General features: G+C 45.5%; 15 protein-coding genes and 1 pseudogene. 14 read left to right on the plus strand and 2 right to left on the minus strand.

The window, feature by feature from the left end:
* Positions 1–50: 50 nt before the first annotated feature.
* Entirely contained in the window at positions 51–356 is a 306-nt protein-coding gene (locus P9989_RS07980) for a hypothetical protein (RefSeq protein ID WP_283078243.1), read from the minus strand.
* Positions 357–558: 202 nt separating this feature from the next.
* Between P9989_RS07980 and P9989_RS07985 the strand changes: the two genes are divergently transcribed.
* The 10 genes and pseudogenes from P9989_RS07985 (at position 559) to ilvA (ending at position 11,711) form a co-directional block, all read left to right on the plus strand.
* On the plus strand, positions 559–852 hold the full coding sequence (locus P9989_RS07985; protein ID WP_283078244.1) for a holin: 294 nt from the start codon (positions 559–561) through the stop codon (positions 850–852).
* Positions 853–1,282: 430 nt separating this feature from the next.
* On the plus strand, positions 1,283–2,188 hold the full coding sequence (gene ilvE / locus P9989_RS07990; protein ID WP_283078245.1) for a branched-chain-amino-acid transaminase: 906 nt from the start codon (positions 1,283–1,285) through the stop codon (positions 2,186–2,188).
* Positions 2,189–2,580: 392 nt separating this feature from the next.
* Complete coding sequence (ilvB, locus tag P9989_RS07995) at positions 2,581–4,296, plus strand: biosynthetic-type acetolactate synthase large subunit (protein ID WP_283078246.1); 1,716 nt, start codon at positions 2,581–2,583, stop codon at positions 4,294–4,296.
* The gene (ilvN, locus tag P9989_RS08000) at positions 4,293–4,814 is read left to right on the plus strand and encodes an acetolactate synthase small subunit (protein ID WP_283078247.1); all 522 of its coding nucleotides are present in this window, start codon (positions 4,293–4,295) and stop codon (positions 4,812–4,814) included. The genes ilvB and ilvN overlap by 4 nt, the downstream gene beginning before the upstream one ends.
* Positions 4,815–4,986: 172 nt before the next feature.
* The gene (gene ilvC, locus P9989_RS08005; protein ID WP_283078248.1) at positions 4,987–6,018 is read left to right on the plus strand and encodes a ketol-acid reductoisomerase; all 1,032 of its coding nucleotides are present in this window, start codon (positions 4,987–4,989) and stop codon (positions 6,016–6,018) included.
* Entirely contained in the window at positions 6,005–7,546 is a 1,542-nt protein-coding gene (locus P9989_RS08010) for a 2-isopropylmalate synthase (protein WP_283078249.1), read from the plus strand. Before ilvC ends, P9989_RS08010 begins: the two co-directional genes overlap by 14 nt.
* A 13-nt stretch (positions 7,547–7,559) precedes the next feature.
* Positions 7,560–8,666: a 3-isopropylmalate dehydrogenase gene (gene leuB, locus P9989_RS08015; protein WP_283078250.1), complete on the plus strand. Its 1,107-nt coding sequence runs from the start codon at positions 7,560–7,562 to the stop codon at positions 8,664–8,666.
* 24 nt (positions 8,667–8,690) lie between these two features.
* Positions 8,691–10,109, plus strand: coding sequence for a 3-isopropylmalate dehydratase large subunit (gene leuC / locus P9989_RS08020; protein ID WP_283078251.1), 1,419 nt, complete (start codon positions 8,691–8,693; stop codon positions 10,107–10,109).
* A gap of 3 nt (positions 10,110–10,112) precedes the next feature.
* Positions 10,113–10,737: pseudogene (gene leuD, locus P9989_RS08025) on the plus strand (3-isopropylmalate dehydratase small subunit).
* Positions 10,722–11,711, plus strand: coding sequence for a threonine ammonia-lyase (gene ilvA, locus P9989_RS08030; RefSeq protein ID WP_283078864.1), 990 nt, complete (start codon positions 10,722–10,724; stop codon positions 11,709–11,711). The pseudogene leuD and the gene ilvA overlap by 16 nt, the downstream one beginning before the upstream one ends.
* A gap of 96 nt (positions 11,712–11,807) precedes the next feature.
* Here ilvA and desB read toward each other — a convergent pair whose 3' ends face one another.
* Positions 11,808–12,863, minus strand: a complete 1,056-nt coding sequence (desB, locus tag P9989_RS08035) for a Delta(10) desaturase DesB (protein WP_283078252.1) — start codon at positions 12,861–12,863, stop codon at positions 11,808–11,810.
* Between the two features lie 348 nt (positions 12,864–13,211).
* Here desB and P9989_RS08040 point away from each other — a divergent pair, with 348 nt between their 5' ends.
* The 4 genes from P9989_RS08040 (at position 13,212) to P9989_RS08055 (ending at position 17,914) form a co-directional block, all read left to right on the plus strand.
* Positions 13,212–14,204, plus strand: a complete 993-nt coding sequence (locus tag P9989_RS08040) for an ABC transporter substrate-binding protein (protein WP_283078253.1) — start codon at positions 13,212–13,214, stop codon at positions 14,202–14,204.
* A gap of 255 nt (positions 14,205–14,459) precedes the next feature.
* Positions 14,460–16,487, plus strand: a complete 2,028-nt coding sequence (locus P9989_RS08045; protein WP_283078254.1) for an iron ABC transporter permease — start codon at positions 14,460–14,462, stop codon at positions 16,485–16,487.
* Between the two features lie 48 nt (positions 16,488–16,535).
* Positions 16,536–17,495, plus strand: coding sequence for a diaminopimelate epimerase (gene dapF / locus P9989_RS08050; RefSeq protein WP_283078255.1), 960 nt, complete (start codon positions 16,536–16,538; stop codon positions 17,493–17,495).
* A 20-nt stretch (positions 17,496–17,515) separates the two neighbouring features.
* Positions 17,516–17,914 carry a secondary thiamine-phosphate synthase enzyme YjbQ gene (locus P9989_RS08055; protein ID WP_283078256.1) on the plus strand — a complete coding sequence of 133 codons (399 nt, stop codon included), beginning with the start codon at positions 17,516–17,518 and terminating at the stop codon, positions 17,912–17,914.
* Positions 17,915–17,933 lie beyond the last annotated feature (19 nt).

Below are 17,933 nucleotides of genomic sequence, written 5' to 3' on the forward strand. Positions count from 1 at the left end.
ATGCCATATGTAAAGAGGGTTTCTACCCTCTTGTAAATCCCTAATGATTTTTAGGTGTTTGGCGAATTTGGGGCATCCTCATAAGGTTGCTCTGTGTCTTTACCTTTTTCGTCATGTGTTGGATGCGCTCCTGGAACTTGCCTTGGGAGATTCTGGTGTAAGTTACGGTTTTCGTAGGTGAAGGCGCTATAGAATTGTTGATCACCTTCCCAAGGTGTTTCTTTGTTTTCCACGGGATCCATCTGTCCATCTGGAGAGCCATAAGGCCCCTCTACAAACTCTTCGGAAGTTAAGAAATTCCTCTGAGTCTCCACATTTGAAAAGTCGGTATATTGCCTTTCTTTTTTACGTGCCATTGAACCACCTCTATCATTGGATTTAGTTATAGTGTAGCCATCTAAGAAAATTATATAAGGGGAACAAAAGTATGGTTATGCAGGCGTGAAGTCTGAAAACAAGTCCCAGGGCGGTTACATCAAACAGGCTTTTTGAATAAAATATGAACAAAGTATGGAGCCATTATTATGCTTTAATAAATTACACGATAGGGGATTCGTTATGGAGAACGAAATCATGCAGCAGGTTCTTCTTTTCATTACAATGATTAGTCCATTTGTGTTTGGGGTGATCGAGGTCGTGAAAAAAGCGTTTCGAATCCCTAAAAACTACATCCCGCTGTTAAGTGTGGGGATTGGTTTATTCGCAGGGATTGCGGCTTTTCCGTTCACAGATATGAGCCTTATGCTCAGAATTTGGGCGGGTGTCGGAGCTGGATTATCCGGAACCGGGCTGTTTGAAATGGTCAAGAAACGTGGAGGTTTTTCAAAACAAAATAGTCATGAGAAAGAATAATCACACATTCGGGTAGCGTGTGATTTTTTTTGCGAAATTCACGAGAAGGGGAAGACGGGCGCGATGGGCAATCATCCTCGAGATAATGAGGCCAACGAATTGTACTTTTAAGATAAATAAGAAAAAAACTCAGACGATAAATAGTTCATAATTCTTTTCATAGCTTGAATGTAAACGCTTAACTTAAAAATAGAATAATCGAATAGTTCAGAAAACTTTCAAAAAACCTGTTGACCTTCTGTGAAAATGGAGTTAAAGTAGTCCTCAATCAACTTCATCGCTTTCCGAAGATTGCGCCTAGTTGATTCATGTGGAAGACCGACCCCGGACCCTGACAAATGTAGGAATGATCATACACAGGGTCCCCCATATTATTTAGGGCCTTTGCCCAGTTTAAACATTAAATCACTAAAAGAAAGGAGTGCTTTGAATGAGCAGCCAGTGGATTTATTTAAGTGGCGAATACGTCGACAAAAGTGAAGCCGTTGTCTCGGTTTATGACCATGGTTTTCTCTATGGAGATGGGGTGTTCGAAGGTATTCGCGTCTATGACGGCAACATTTTCAAACTGGAAGAGCATCTCAATCGTCTCTACGATTCAGCAAAGTCCATCATGCTTCACATTCCATATGAGAAGGAGGAACTGGAGCAGATTATTGCTGAAACCGTCCGCAAGAATCAACTGGAAACGGCGTACATTCGTGTGGTTGTCTCTAGAGGAGCTGGCAATCTCGGGCTGGACCCGACAAGTTGTGCTGAGCCACGAGTGGTTGTCATTGCCGAAGCACTTGCTTTATTTCCTAAAGAATTATATGAACGCGGTGTTCGGCTGGCCTCGGCATCGAGCCGCAGAAACAGACCGGACATTTTACCGCCACAAGTGAAATCATTAAATTATTTAAATAATATTCTGGTAAAAATGGAAGCCAATCAAGCAGGTGTGGATGAAGCACTCATGATGAACGATCAAGGGTACGTGACGGAGGGTTCAGCGGATAATATTTTTATCGTCAAGAATGGCACGATTTACACTCCGCCCGTGTACCTCGGAGCGTTGGAAGGAATCACGCGCAATGCGATTATTGACCTTGCTGAGGAAAAAGGGTACGAAATGAAGCAGGAACCGTTCACAAGGCACGATGTCTATGTGGCTGATGAAGTCTTTTTAACAGGGACGGCTGCTGAAGTCATTGCGGTAGTTGAAGTAGATCAGCGAAAAGTGGGAGACGGAAAGCCTGGTGTCGTTACGAGCCACTTGCTATCTGAGTTTAGAAAGATTACGACAACGGATGGCGTTCAAGTGTATCCGCCTAAAGATAAAGTGCAAGTTAGTTAGGTGCAATTTTTTACTAAACAACTGAATCCAAAAACTCGAAGACAGGAATAAAGGAATAAGATTAAGCTTTCCCAGAGAGCCGGGGTTGCTGGAAGCCCGGAACTGCTGCTTATTCCGACATCATCCTTGAGTGTCCCAACTGAACGATTTCTTTAAGTAGGTGGGATCAGGTGTTATTCGAACACCTGTTATCAAAACGAGAGCTTGAAAGCGATAAGCTCCTTGAGGCGTACGTTTGTACGCGAATGAGGGTGGTACCGTGGAATAACAAGAAGACCTTTTCACCCCTCTTTCTCTCTACCAATCTGTGTAGAGGAGAAGAGGGAGGAAAAGGTCTTTTTTTATAACTAAAGTACTCATCATTATTACTTTTTAGGAGGGATTAAAAATCTATGAAGGCTGAAGCAACTTACAACGTGAAGACAGCACCACGCACGGGAGCGGATTTGTTAGTGGAAGCACTAATTGAACAGGGGGTTGATACGTTATTTGGATATCCGGGTGGAGCTGTGCTCCCGATTTACGATGCGATCTACCGGGCTGGAGGGTCTTTCGATCATATATTGCCGCGTCACGAACAGGGCGCGATTCATGCTGCTGAAGGCTATGCGCGAGTATCGGGGCGTCCGGGAGTTGTAATCGGCACTTCAGGTCCGGGTGCTACCAACTTAATTACCGGAATTGCTGATGCCATGATGGATTCTCTGCCGGTTGTCATTTTCACCGGGCAGGTGGCCAAGGGAGTGATCGGAACTGATGCTTTTCAGGAATCAGATGTGATGGGGATCACAACTCCAATTACGAAGCATAACTACCAGGTTCAGCGTATTGAGGAGCTGCCGAGGATCGTTAAAGAAGCGTTTCATATCGCTACAACAGGACGTCCAGGACCGGTTGTTGTGGATATTCCAAAAGACATTTCATCGACGGTTCACGAAGCAAAAGTAGATGCTAGCTTCCACTTGCCGGGATATCAGCCGACACTTAACCCCAACCCGCTGCAAATTAAAAAATTACATGACGCCTTGCTGCAAGCGAAAAAGCCGGTGGTTTTAGCCGGAGCGGGAATCATTCATGCAGGCGGATCAGAGGAACTGAGCAAGTTCGTCGAGGCTTATGAACTGCCGGTAACGACGACGCTATTAGGGTTAGGGAGTTTTCCAGGCAGCAGCCAACTCTCACTGGGTATGGCCGGTATGCACGGAACGTACACAGCGAACATGGCGCTGTATGAAAGTGACTTGCTCATCAATATCGGGGCACGGTTTGATGACAGGCTGACAGGGAATTTACAGCATTTTGCCCCACACGCGAAAGTTGCTCATGTGGATGTTGATCCGGCTGAAATTGGTAAAAACGTTCCAACGGATATCCCGATTGTATCGGATGCAAAAGCTGCTTTAGAAGCGTTGAATCATCATCCTTCATCAAAGCTTAATCACAATGACTGGCTCGAAAAGACTCAGGCCAATAAAGATGAGTTTCCGCTATGGCATCAAGATGTTGACTCAGAAATTGCACCACAGTGGCTTATGAAAAAAGTTCATAATTATACAAACGGGGATTCGATCGTGACAACAGATGTAGGCCAGCATCAAATGTGGGCGGCACAATATTACAGCTTTCATCAGCCCAATCGCTGGGTAACGTCAGGGGGACTTGGGACAATGGGCTTTGGCTTTCCGGCAGCAGTTGGAGCTCAAGTTGCTGATCCTGATGCAAAAGTTATCGCCGTTGTCGGGGATGGCGGATTTCAAATGACGATGCAGGAACTTTCGCTTCTTCAGGAAAGGAAGCTGCCTGTTAAAGTCCTCATCGTAAATAACCAGGCACTAGGCATGGTAAGGCAGTGGCAGGAGAGTTTTTATGATAAACGTTATTCCCATTCGATTATTGATACGCAGCCAGATTTTGTGAAATTAGCAGAAAGTTATCAAATTCCAGGCTATCGATTGGATTCGAGAGACCAGGTAGAGGAAATTCTACCGTCCGTATTAAATGACCCTCATCCAGCCGTAATTGACTGTCGCGTCATGCAAGAAGAAAATGTCTATCCAATGATTGCACCAGGAAAAGGGCTGCATGAGATGATCGGGGTGAAACGATGAAACGTATTGTCACAGCGATCGTTCACAACCGAAGCGGCGTATTAAACCGGGTGACCGGCTTACTGGCCAAACGACAATTTAATATTGAAAGCATTTCGGTAGGCCGCACCGAAACAGAGGGAGTTTCCAAAATGACCTTTGTCGTGGAAATCGAGGATGAACGAAAGCTTGAGCAGTTGACGAAACAGTTAAATAAACAGGTAGATGTCCTAAAAGTTTCTGATATTACCGATAAAGCGATTGTCGCTCGCGAGCTGGCAATGATCAAAGTTATCAGCAACCCGCAAGTTCGCAGCGAGATTCAAGGCATCATTGAACCATTCAGGGCAACAGTGATCGATGTCAGCCGCGAGAATACAACGATTCAAGTGACCGGCAACTCAGACAAAGTAGATGCCCTGATTGACTTGCTCCGCCCATACGGAATCAAGGAATTAGCCAGAACAGGGTTGACCGCATTCACAAGAGGTCATCAAAAACAGGTAGCAGAGATTAAATCATATTCGTTATTAAAATAAGGCTATTTTTATAGATTGTTGTTTTTAAAAGAGTTTGTGAAAGCAAACCATTGATATAGAAGTTGATTGGAGCGGAAAGCGAGCATCTGGAGAGAAATCAACCACTCTCTTTAATATAGCAAAAAGTTTACGAAAACAGCCTAAAATAAAAATGGGAAAGGATGAATGAACAATGGCACAAGTTTACTATCACAATGATATCAAAGATGAGGTACTAAAAAACAAAAAGATCGCAGTTGTAGGGTATGGCTCCCAAGGACACGCACACGCACGGAATTTGAAGGACAGCGGCTATGACGTGGTAGTTGGATTGAGAAAAGGGAAATCATGGGATCAAGCAGTGGAAGATGGTGTAGAAGTAAAAACCGTCGCAGATGCAGTAGCTGAAGCAGATGTCGTGATGGTTCTGCTTCCTGATGAGCATCAGCCTAAAGTGTATGAGGAACAAATCAAACCAAACCTGAAAGCAGGAGCAGCTTTAGCTTTTGCCCATGGCTTTAATGTTCATTTCAACCAAGTGGTCGCTCCTGATAACGTAGACGTTTTCCTCGTGGCTCCGAAAGGACCAGGACACCTAGTACGCCGTACATTTGAAGAAGGAGCAGGTGTTCCATCATTGTTCGGTGTTGAGCAGGATGTTACAGGATCAGCCCGGGAAGTAGCTCTCGCCTATTCAAAAGGAATCGGCAGCGGGCGTGCAGGTATACTAGAAACAACCTTCCAGGAAGAAACCGAAACTGATCTATTCGGAGAGCAAGCCGTACTGTGCGGCGGACTTACAAGCTTAGTAAAATCAGGATTTGAAACGCTGACAGAAGCGGGTTATCAACCGGAAGTTGCTTACTTCGAATGTCTGCACGAGTTGAAGTTGATCGTCGATCTCATGTATGAAGGCGGACTTGAAGGCATGCGTTATTCCATCTCGGATACAGCCCAATGGGGAGACTTCGTTTCAGGACCGCGTGTCGTAAATGAAGAAACCAAAGCTCGTATGAAAGAAGTTCTTAATGAAATCCAATCCGGCAAGTTTGCAAAAGGCTGGATCCTTGAAAACCAGGCAAATCGCCCTGAATTTAACGCCGTGAATGCCCGCGAGAGTCAACATCAAATCGAGAAAGTAGGGAAGGAGTTACGTGAATTAATGCCTTTTGTTAAGAAATCTCAATCAAAAGAAAAGGAAGTGGTCACACATGGCTCACGTTAATGTATTCGATACAACGCTACGAGATGGGGAACAATCTGCAGGCGTTAACTTGAATCGTTTAGAGAAGATTGAGATTGCTAAGCAATTGGAACGGCTGGGTGTAGATATTATGGAGGCGGGCTTCCCCGCTTCCTCTCAGGAAGATTTTGAAGCGGTGAAAGAGATTGCCAATACGGTTCGGAATTGCTCGGTAACCGCCCTTGCCAGGTCGTATAAAAGTGATATCGACACGGCCTGGGAAGCGCTGAAAGGAGGCGCCGAGCCCCGGCTTCACATTTTTCTAGCCACGTCACCGATTCACATGACGCATAAGCTGAAAAAAACACCGGATGAAGTCATCGAAACAGCGGTCGAATCGGTTGCTTATGCGAAAGAGAAATTCCCATTTGTTCAGTGGTCAGCAGAAGATGCAACTCGCTCGGATTACGATTTTCTTGTTCACATTATCGAAAAAGTGATCGAGGCAGGGGCAGACGTGATCAACTTGCCGGATACGGTTGGTTATGCAACTCCTGTTGAATACGGCAAACTTTTCAACTATGTTCGAGAACACGTGAAGAATATCGATCAGGTTACCTTGTCTGCTCATTGTCACGATGATCTTGGGATGGCGGTCAGTAATTCGCTGTCTGCGATTGAAGCGGGAGCAGGGCAAATTGAAGGAACGATCAATGGAATTGGAGAACGCGCCGGTAATGCAGCGCTTGAAGAAATTTCCGTAGCGCTTGAAATCCGGAAAGACCACTATGATTTTCATACAGGATTGGTCTTGAAAGAAATTAAAAGAACGAGTGATCTCGTCAGTAAGCTGACGGGCATGCAAATACCGGGTAACAAAGCAGTCGTTGGCCGTAATGCCTTTGCCCATGAATCAGGCATTCACCAGGATGGCGTGCTGAAAGAGGCCACGACATACGAAATTATCACTCCTAATATGGTTGGTATCGATTCCAATAACCTTGTACTCGGAAAACATTCTGGTCGTCACGCCTTTAAGCAAAAGGCAGAATCATTAGGATTCCAATTGACAGACAGCAAACTAAAAGAAGCTTTTCTTTCGTTTAAAGATTTAACAGGCAAGAAGAAAGAAGTGACAGACGGGGACCTGTTTGCGATTCTTACAGATAAACAGACGGAAAATGAAGATGTGGCGAAATATGAATTGAAAGCTTTTCAAGTTCAATATGGAAGTATCAATCGTCCAACGGCGACAATCCTGCTCACGAGACCTGACGGCAAGGAAGTGGAAAAAGCGAGTACTGGAGAAGGAAGCGTTGAGGCGATCTACAACACACTGGATGAGCTGCTGGATGAAGAAGTGCATTTGCAAGATTACCAGTTGAGTTCAATTGGTAAAGGAAGAGATGCTCTAGCTGAAGTGTATGTTCAATTGACCGTTAATGAGGTCACAACATCAGGCCGAGGGTCGGCACAGGATGTACTGGAAGCTTCAGCTCACGCCTTTTTAAATGCTGTGAATCGTACACTGCAATCCAACGAGCAGCCAGTTAATAAAGTTCAAGCTTAAGGAGGGAAAACGAATGAAAAAGCATATTGTTCTATTGCCTGGTGACGGTATTGGTCCTGAGGTAACAAAAGCGGCAAAACGAGTGCTGGAAACGACAGCGGAACAGTTTGGTCATACCTTTACGTTTGAAACACAGGACATCGGAGGAGCGGCGATCGATCATCAGGGCACTCCTCTTCCTGAGGATACTCTGGCTGCCTGCCGAAAAGCAGATGGCATCGTGCTCGGGGCTGTGGGCGGACCAAAGTGGGAGCACCTGCCTGGTCACCTTCGTCCGGAGAAGGGGCTGCTTGGGATCCGTAAACAACTTGGCTTGTTTGCGAATCTTAGACCGATAAAAGGGTTTCCATCGCTTTTACATGCGTCCCCTCTCAAGCGGGAAGTTGTGGAAGGCAGTGATTTGCTGATTGTAAGGGAGTTGACTGGCGGCCTTTATTTCGGGGAACCGCGGGAGCGCCGCAATCAGAATACAGAAGTCGTAGACACGTTGACGTACACACGAGCTGAGATTGAGCGGATCGTTGATCAAGCATTTCAAAGTGCACAGCTACGGCGCCGTCATCTAACTTCAGTCGATAAAGCGAATGTCCTGGAGTCAAGCCGGATGTGGAGAGAAATCGTGGAAGAGAAGAAACATGACTATCCGGATGTAGAAGTGGAACACATGCTCGTGGATGCAGCGGCGATGAAATTGATTACGAATCCAACTTACTTTGACGTATTGGTGACGGAAAATATGTTTGGTGATATTTTAAGCGATGAAGCTTCTGTTTTGACTGGGTCGCTTGGAATGCTGCCGTCTGCAAGTATTCGGGAGGATGGCCTCGGGTTATATGAACCTGTGCATGGATCAGCACCAGACATTGCCGGTCAGGATAAGGCCAACCCGCTGGCAGCCATTTTGTCAGCAGCCATGATGCTGCGTTATTCATTCCAAATGAGTGAGGAAGCAGATGAAGTGGAAGCAGCAGTCCACGCAGTGCTGCAAGATAAATATCATACAGCTGACCTTAAGGTAGCTGGAGGAATTCAAGTTAGTGGGAGCGTACTTGCTAACAAGGTATCTGAACAAATGAGCTCACATGATACGACGGAAAATATTATGCGATGTTATGTCTAAGCATGGAAAGGAGTGGCCATAAACATGGGGCAGCCGAAGACGATCATTGAAAAAATTTGGGAGCAGCACGTCGTGCATCAGGAAGAAAATAAGCCAGATTTGCTTTATATCGATTTGCATTTAATTCATGAAGTTACCTCTCCTCAGGCGTTTGAGGGACTGAGAATGAGTGGGCGAGACGTTCGTCGGCCGGATCGTACGTATGGCACAGTGGATCACAATGTGCCCACGGTTCATCGAAATGTCATTAAAGATGCCGTTGCTAAAAAGCAAATGGACACATTAAAACAAAATTGCGAGGAATTTGGCATCCGTCTTGCGGATATCAACCATCCTGATCAGGGGATTGTACACGTGATTGGCCCTGAGCTTGGATTAACGCAGCCGGGCAAAACGATAGTATGTGGAGATAGTCATACGTCTACACACGGAGCTTTCGGAGCATTAGCTTTTGGCATTGGTACGAGTGAAGTGGAGCATGTACTAGCAACACAATCACTTTGGCAGGCTTCCCCGAAAACGCTGGAAGTGAAAGTGGATGGTGTGCTCGGTACAGGGGTAACAGCTAAGGACTTGATTCTGGCTATTATTGCTAAATTTGGTGTTCGCTTTGGCACAGGCTATGTGATTGAATATACTGGCGAGGCAATTCGGGACTTGTCGATGGAAGAGCGGATGACGATCTGTAATATGTCGATTGAAGCCGGAGCTAGAGCTGGACTGATCAGCCCTGATGAAACAACGGTTGACTACTTGAAAGGTAAACGATACGTGCCAGACGGTGAAGAATTTGAGGCAGCCGAAAAAGCATGGAAAGCTTTAGCGTCAGACCCGGAGGCTGTTTATGATGCCACGGTCGAGATTGATGCCTCCAAGGTAGAGCCCCAGGTGACGTGGGGAACCAATCCGTCACATTGTGTGCCGGTAGGAGCCTCAACACCGGATCCATCAGCTCTAAAGGATGTCCAGGATCGGGATAGTGTGCAGCGAGCTCTTGATTATATGGGCCTACAAGCCAATCAAGCGATTCAGTCGATTCCAGTTGAGCACGTATTTATCGGCTCCTGTACAAATTCAAGATTAAGTGATTTGCGAAAAGCTGCACACATTGTCAAAGGCGGCAAAGTTAACGAAAATGTCAGAGCTCTCGTTGTTCCAGGTTCGCAATCGGTCAAAGAGCAGGCCGAGGCAGAGGGGCTTGATACCATTTTCCTCACCGCCGGTTTTGAATGGCGTGACGCAGGTTGCAGTATGTGTCTGGCTATGAATGATGATATTGTCCCACCTGGAGAACGTTGTGCCTCTACGTCCAACCGCAATTTTGAAGGACGGCAGGGGAATGGGGCGAGAACTCATCTTGTCAGTCCAGAGATGGCAGCAGCAGCGGCGCTGGAAGGTTATTTTGTCGATGTAAGAAAATATGCCGCAGCCGTAGGAGGGTAAGCGATGGAACCATTTCAGCGACATAAAGGATTGATTTATCCGCTTGACCGGTCCAATGTCGATACAGACCAGATCATCCCTAAGCAGTTTCTTAAACGGATCGAACGACAAGGGTTCGGACAGTTTCTATTTTACCATTGGCGTTTTCACGATGATGGAACTCCGCGTGAAGACTTTTCCCTGAATGATCCGAAGTATAAGCAGGCCACGGTGCTGGTGGGCGGAGAAAACTTCGGATGCGGCTCTTCTCGCGAGCATGCACCATGGGCAATTCAGGATTTTGGATTTAAAGTAGTGATCGCACCAAGTTTCGCTGATATTTTTTATAACAATTGTTTTAAAAACGGGATTCTTCCTATTGCATTGCCGAAGGAGAAAGTCAATGAATTGTTAAAGCAGGCTGAGGAAGAATCATTGCAGATCGAAGTGGATTTAATCGATCAATTCGTAAAAAGCGAAAATGGCGTAAAAGCGTCATTTGAGATTCAGCCTTATCATAAGAATATGTTAGTAAATGGCTGGGACGAAATATCGGTAACGCTCAACTATGCAGCGGCCATTGATCAATATGAAGCACAGCATGCAAAATAATTTTCTGCGAGGAGTGAAGACATTGGGGATTTCTTAACATTACCAAGGGTGTTTGAGGCGAAGGAGCATTTATATAATGTTGTCCATCAAACACCGTTCAAAACATCGGAAACATTCAACCAATCAACAGGAAGCCAAGTGTACATGAAGATGGAGAACCAGCAGAAGACTGGTGCCTTCAAAGTGAGGGGGGCATCCTTTAAGATCGCTCAATTAACTGAGGTAGAAGCGCGGTGCGGAGTGATTGCAGCTTCCGCTGGCAACCATGCTCAAGGCGTCGCCCTAGCGGCCGCTAAACGCGGAATTTCGGCGAAAATCTTTATGCCGGAAGGAACACCAAGAGCCAAAGTGCAAGCCACCGAAGCTTATGGAGCAGTTACCGTTCTTACTGGAGAATCTTTTCAGGAAGCTTACGGAGCTGCTATGAAGGAGCAGCAACGCTCGGGGGCGACTTTTATTCACCCATTTGACGATGTCGATATTATGGCAGGGCAAGCGACAGTGGCGGTGGAGATGCTGCAGGAGCAGCCTGATCTCGATACGATTGTTGTACCGATCGGCGGGGGAGGGCTCATAGCGGGAATTGCTTATGCTGCGAAACAAATAAAGCCTTCCGTTAACGTCATTGGTGTTCAGTCTGCGCAAGCCTCAGCTACCTGTAATGCTTTTTATAAAACAGGTCCTAAAAAGTTGACCACTGTGTCGACGATTGCAGATGGCATCGCCGTGAAGGAACCTGGAACATTGACCTTTCGCTATATTAAAAAATTTGTAGACGGAATTGTCACGGTCAACGAACAGCAAATTGCCAGTGCGATTGTTCATTTGCTTGAGCGGGAGAAGACACTCGTAGAAGGGGCTGGAGCTGCCGCACTCGCAGCTGTGCTAGCGGATAAATTGGCACTAACCGGCGAAAAATGTGGCGTCGTCGTCAGTGGCGGAAATATGGACGTTTCTCGATTACCCCATGTACAGGAATTGGCTTTAGCCAAACGAATGGTAATGGTTTAAGGTGATCCAAGTCAAAGACACCATTCAGAATGGTTCTGAGTGGTGTCTTTATTCGTGAAAAAAAGCTTCACCTAGGCATACCAGGCGAAGCTGTAATTAGTCGTCAAGCTGTTTTTTAATTGTAATGTGCTCTGGATTTAATCCATTGCCGAGAGATCCGTAAAGACTCCCTTGTGAGGGATCAATTAATTCCCGATTGTCAAAGTAAGGCCGTGGTGTTTTCCATAAAGCGATCAGGGCTTTGCCAATAGGCATTTCGTGATAGCGTTCCGGCCACATTTTTTTAATATGATATTTAACCAAGGGATAATGTTTCGAACTCATACCAGGAAACAAATGGTGCTCGGTATGATATGAAAAATTAAAGTGAATATAATCGACCCATTTTGGCACGGTAACAGTCAAACTGTTCGCCAGTGGATCATTGACAGGTACGAGCGGGTTTAATCGGTGGTTGGTTGAAATGTAACCCATCACGATCAAATTTGCCAACAGTAGTGGAAGAAAGAAGGCAAATAACCACTTTTCCCAGCCGATCAGAAACAGAAGCCCAATCCAGGTGGCCCACGGCAGTATCATTTGCAGCCAGACTTCGGGCTGTTTCTTTGGTTTAAAATCCTTAATATAAGCAAAAAACATTTTCAGCGAGTGGGCAGAGAACTGAATGGCCAGCGACGCAAATGCGAAAAAGGCTCGAATGAACAGGGGCAGTTTGTATATCCAGCGAACCATTTTACTTTTGCTCAATCGTTCAAGTGTCGGCCATGAATCTGGATCATTCTCCTCGTGCTGTGTATGAATATGGTGATTTAAATTATGCCACTTTCTCCAAAGCTTCGGACCTGTACTGAGCGGCCAAAACGCAATGGCACCCAAGAGGTCCCGGATCCAAGGTTTCTTAACCACGGTACCGTGCAGAATTTCGTGACCGAGAAATCCCATCCCGGCAAAACTCGCTCCAAGCACAAGCGAAATCGGTAAGTAAATGAGTGGATGCCAATCAAACAAACTGATCAGCAATAAACCAGCAACCACAATCGCTAAGTAGGCTAATCCTCCCCACAGACGTTTCGGAACAGGTTTGAAAACGCCCTTCGGCAGATGTTTTGCGATACGCTTTGCGTACCAGCCGTATGAATGAAAGTCTTCCATGGAATTCTCCTTTTTTACGAGACCGGAGAGCTGCAAAGACTTACCGGAATCCTAATTCTCTTAATGGTAGCAAGTTGGGCATACCGTGTCAATTAATATGTATAGGCTGGTCCTAAGAATAAGTCTTAATAATTGCGGGTGAAATTGAGGATTGACACAAGTCTGAGTCTTAGGTATGATTACATTGGTGATAATGATAATCTTTATCATTTAGATTTTGAGCTCGAGAAAGAGATAAGATTGAACAGGTTGGAAAGCCTAACGATACATACATTATGAACCTGTTTTGTTTTTAATATATTTATGTTTTTTGTTAAAAGGTCCTACAATAGAAAGGGTGGAGGAAACGTGAAGAAACTAGGATTTATCTGTTTATTTGTTATGATGGCTGTCTTGGCAGCTTGTAGTGGAGGTAACGAGAATTCCAGCGAGGAAAGCAGCAGTGATTCTCAGTCAAATGAAGATACACGTTCTGTAACCATTACGGATGCAATGGGTGAGCAGACAATTGAGGGAACTCCTAAGAAAGTGGTCGTATTAGAATGGACGTATGCTGAAAATCTTCAGGCTTTAGGTATGGAACCTGTAGGAGTGGCGGGGCTTGACCAATATAGCAAGTGGGTAAACGTCGGAATCCCTTTCAGTGATGAGGTGAAAAGTGTAGGAACGCGTGCTGAACCTAACCTTGAAGCCATCGCTAGACTCGATCCGGATTTAATTATCGGGGTAAAATTCCGCCATGAACAAATTGCGGATCAACTTAAAGATATCGCCCCAACGGTGATGTTTGCGCCGTACTCAGAGGAGAGTGCGAAAAATCAGTTTAAGAATATGAAAGATGAATTCAATACAATGGCTAAAATTCTCGCCAAACAGGAAAAAGCTGACGAGGTTTTAACAGCTATGAAACAGACGTTTAAAGAGCAGCAGGCTCGGCTTGAAAAGGCCGGATTTTCAGATATGAATTATTTGATCACTCAGGCATTTACAGCCCAAAATACTCCAACATTACGGTTGTTTACCGACAATTCAATTGTGGCGCACGTGATGAAAAACATGGGGATGAACAACGTCTTTAAATCAGACAAGCTGGAAGTCTACGGATATACACAAACGACGGTTGAAACGTTACAAAATTATCAAGATGCCCATTTCTTTTATATTGTACAGGAAGAGGACAACATCTTTAGCGAACAGCTGGCCGGGAACCCAGTTTGGGAAGAGTTAGCTTTTGTGGAAGAAGGCCGGACCCACAAGCTTCCTGGTGACACATGGACATTCGGAGGACCGTTATCCGCTGAAGTTCTAGCCAAACAAATTGTAGATTCTGTGGTAAAATAATTTAGGTTGTTTACTGAACCTTCATGAAGTGAAATCCCGTCTTGATCTTTTCTCGTTCAAGTACGGGTTTTTGCTTATATACATAGATTACGTTTAATTGTATCCATCCGCGTTTACTTTATCTAGCTTCTCAAGGCAGAGGCGGGTGATATAAGCAGCTCCACGTATAATATCGTAGAGCCGATCTCTCCAGTGTTTTTGCTTATGCAGTCGCCCCTAAGCGCTTTGATCCGCTTTTAAGAGAGTAGTGATGTTATGAATCAAATGATGAAACAGACAATAATTGGTGTCCTGACTTTTGGAGGCGGGGCTGCTTTGTTGTGTGTGTTAACTTTTATCCACATTAATCAGGGAAATGTGTCGATACCGGTTGGGACTGTAGTCGAAGCTATCTTTAACCCGCAGGACACTTTAAACCACCATACGATTAGGATACTAAGGCTGCCGCGTGCTGTTATGGGAATTCTTGCCGGTGGAGCGCTTGCGGTGTCAGGGGTTGTGCTGCAAACCGTCACGAAAAACCCGCTGTCCTCAAGCAGTACGCTCGGTATTCATTCAGGAACCTACTTTGCCGTCGTCGTGTCCACGATCTTTTTCCCGTTTGCGATGTTCGGAAATGGTATTGTGACCGCCTTTGTCGGAGGAGTCGTCACCTTTCTGATTGTTTACTTGTTATCAGGGGCAGGCAATGCCACTCCTGTACGAATGGTGTTAGCGGGGATGATCGTCACCTTTTTATTTTCCTCACTGACGTCGGTGTTGCAAATTTTTTACGAAAATGAAGTACAGGGGCTCTTTCTATGGGGGTCTGGTACGCTGGTGCAAAACAACTGGAACGGTGTACAGTTTTCCTCCCCGTTTATCTTGCTATCGATCGTCTTATTACTCATCTATGCAGGAAAACTCAATACGCTGACCCTCGGAGATGATGTGGCGACCGCATTAGGGCAAAATGTCCGTTCTGTTAAATTCATTACGGTTATCGCAGCTGTTTTATTAACGGCTGTGACGGTGAGTGTCGTTGGACCGATCGGTTTTGTCGGTTTGGTGGCCCCGCATATTATCAAGCTGATCGGCTATCGCTCTCATATTCCGCTAATGATTGGTTCCTTTATTTGGGGAGGCAATGTTCTGTTGATGGCTGACGTGATGGCGAGAATCATTGACCCTTCCTTTGCTGAACTGCCGGTCGGAGCCATTACTGCTCTTGTAGGATCGCCATGGTTGATTTGGCTTGTCCTTCGGATGAGAAATGACAACAATACAGAGGAGAACGGAACGATTATGGCTGGTAAGGGAGCAGCCAATATTTCCTTGAAAAAAATTGTTCCGACCCTATCCGTGGTCATCCTTATCACGGTTTTCGTAAGTATGGCGTCAGGTAATTTCGGCTTTGAGCCTGTACTAACGATCAATGCCCTGTTTGGAAATGCGAATGAATTTATTCGAAATTTCATCCTTGAGTTAAGGCTGCCACGCTCAATGGTGGCCCTGTTCAGTGGGGCAATTCTCGCGGTCAGCGGATTAATTTTTCAAGGGGTGTTACGAAACCCACTGGCTGACCCTTCTGTGATCGGGATTACGTCAGGAGCCGGGGTTGGGGCGTTGACAACCATGTATTTATTCAGTGTGTCAGCTGTCTGGATCCCTGTTGGTGCGATGGCGGGAGCTTTTGTGTTCTTTCTGCTCGTCATGGTGCTCGGGGCAAAAGCCAACTTCTATCCAACAACACTTGCCTTATTAGGAATTGGTATTTCCGCATTTGGCTCGGCGATCATTCAAATCCTGGTTGTCCAGGCTGATATGGGTGTAGCCTCAGCTTTAACCTGGCTGTCTGGAACCACATATGCTAGAGGGTGGCCGGAATTGCTGCAATTCCTAATTTGGCCGGTGATTTTATTTATTCCGATCTTAGCGGTTCATATCAAGACATTGGATGTTCTGTCCCTTGGCGATGAAACGGCTAAAGGGTTAGGTCTCGGGGTTACATCGGTTCGTTTTCAAATGGCTCTCCTGGCTACGTTACTTGCTGCATGCAGCGTGGCAGCTGTTGGTTCGATCGGGTTCGTCGGCTTAATTGCCCCGCACTTTGCACGGTTGATAGTCGGCAGTGCCAATCAAAAGCTGTTGCCTGTCACGATGTTGATTGGCGGCTTCTTACTTGTATTGGCTGATTTATTCAGTCGCACTTTGCTCGCCCCGAACGAAATTCCTTCAGGGATTTTAGTGGCCTTGATCGGAGCGCCTTATTTCTTATGGCTGATGAAGCGCCGTTCGATATAAATGAGAGAAATATGCTATGATGGATAAAAAATTAAAGGGAGCTTACGTATGATAGAGTTTATAAAATGTCATGGATCAGGCAACGATTTTATTTTAATAGATGAACGACTTGAAACGTATTCGTTTTCAGAACAGGACCGTTATGACCTCTCGAGATTACTTTGTCATCGTGCGAGCGGCATCGGTTCTGATGGCATCCTATTTGTTCTTGATAGCGATAAAGCCGAGGCGAGAATGCGAATGTTTAACTCAGATGGGACCGAGGCGGAAATGTGCGGCAATGGCTTGCGCTGTGTGGCCCGCTATATAATAGAAGAAACAGGTAAGCAGGCGGTTGATATTGAAACAGACAAAGCAGTGCTTGCCGTAAGTCAAGTCGACCCAATTTACACAGGAATTGATACGTTTTCGGTAGCAATTGAACCGGTTTCTTTTGCTGCAAAATCTCTGCCGATGAATTTTCCGGCTGACGAAGCGGCAAACGTTGAAGTACCAGCATTGTCGAAGGACTATCGTTTCACCGCGTTAAGTGTACCCAACCCGCATATCGTCGCTGTTGTCGAGGATTATCAAGAAGAAGATTTAGCTGCGGTCGGTGAAAAAGCCAATCAGCTGCCGGACGTTTTTCCAAAAGGAGTTAATGTCAGCTTTATGAAGCTGCTCGCTCCGAATAAAGTGTTCGTTCAGACATATGAGCGCGGTGTTGGATTAACGAATGCCTGCGGAACCGCCATGTCAGCCTCCTCACTTGTATCAACTCTAATCGGAGGAAACGATCTTGATACGCCGATCATGGTCATCAACAAAGGTGGACTCGTCAATTGTGTCGTGAGCAAAGAAAAAGAACGTTATTCTATTCAACTGCAAGGGAATGCGACCTATGTGTACCGAGCTGCAATTGAAGTAGACTTAGAAGAGATGACTTGGAAACAAGCAAATTCCGAAACCTTTGATAAGGAAATAGCTACCTACACGCAGCTTGAACAGTACGCTGCATCACAAATCTGATGGATGGGAGAGGTGATTGAATGATTACAACGTTCTCAGTAAAAACAGACCATCATGATCAAATGATTGATATCACTCAGGATATTGCCGATTGGATTAAACAAGAAGGGGTGGAGGACGGAGCTGTTATTGTATCCTCCATGCATACAACGGCCGGCATTACCATCAATGAAAATGCTGATCCTGACGTGAAAACGGACATGTTGAGAAGGTGGAGCGAAATTTTTCCTTGGGAACATCCAGAGGACAAACATATGGAAGGAAATACAGCGGCTCATATGAAAACGAGTTTTGTCGGCCATGCTCAAACGATTATCATTGAAAAAGGTGAGTTAGTGTTAGGGACATGGCAGGGGATTTACTTCTGTGAATTTGATGGGCCAAGGCAGAGAACAGTAAGCGCGAAATTGCTGCGGTAATAATAAATAAAAAGCGTAA

It is taken from the genome of Halobacillus naozhouensis, assembly GCF_029714185.1.
In the GTDB taxonomy this organism is placed as follows: domain Bacteria; phylum Bacillota; class Bacilli; order Bacillales; family Halobacillaceae; genus Halobacillus_A; species Halobacillus_A naozhouensis.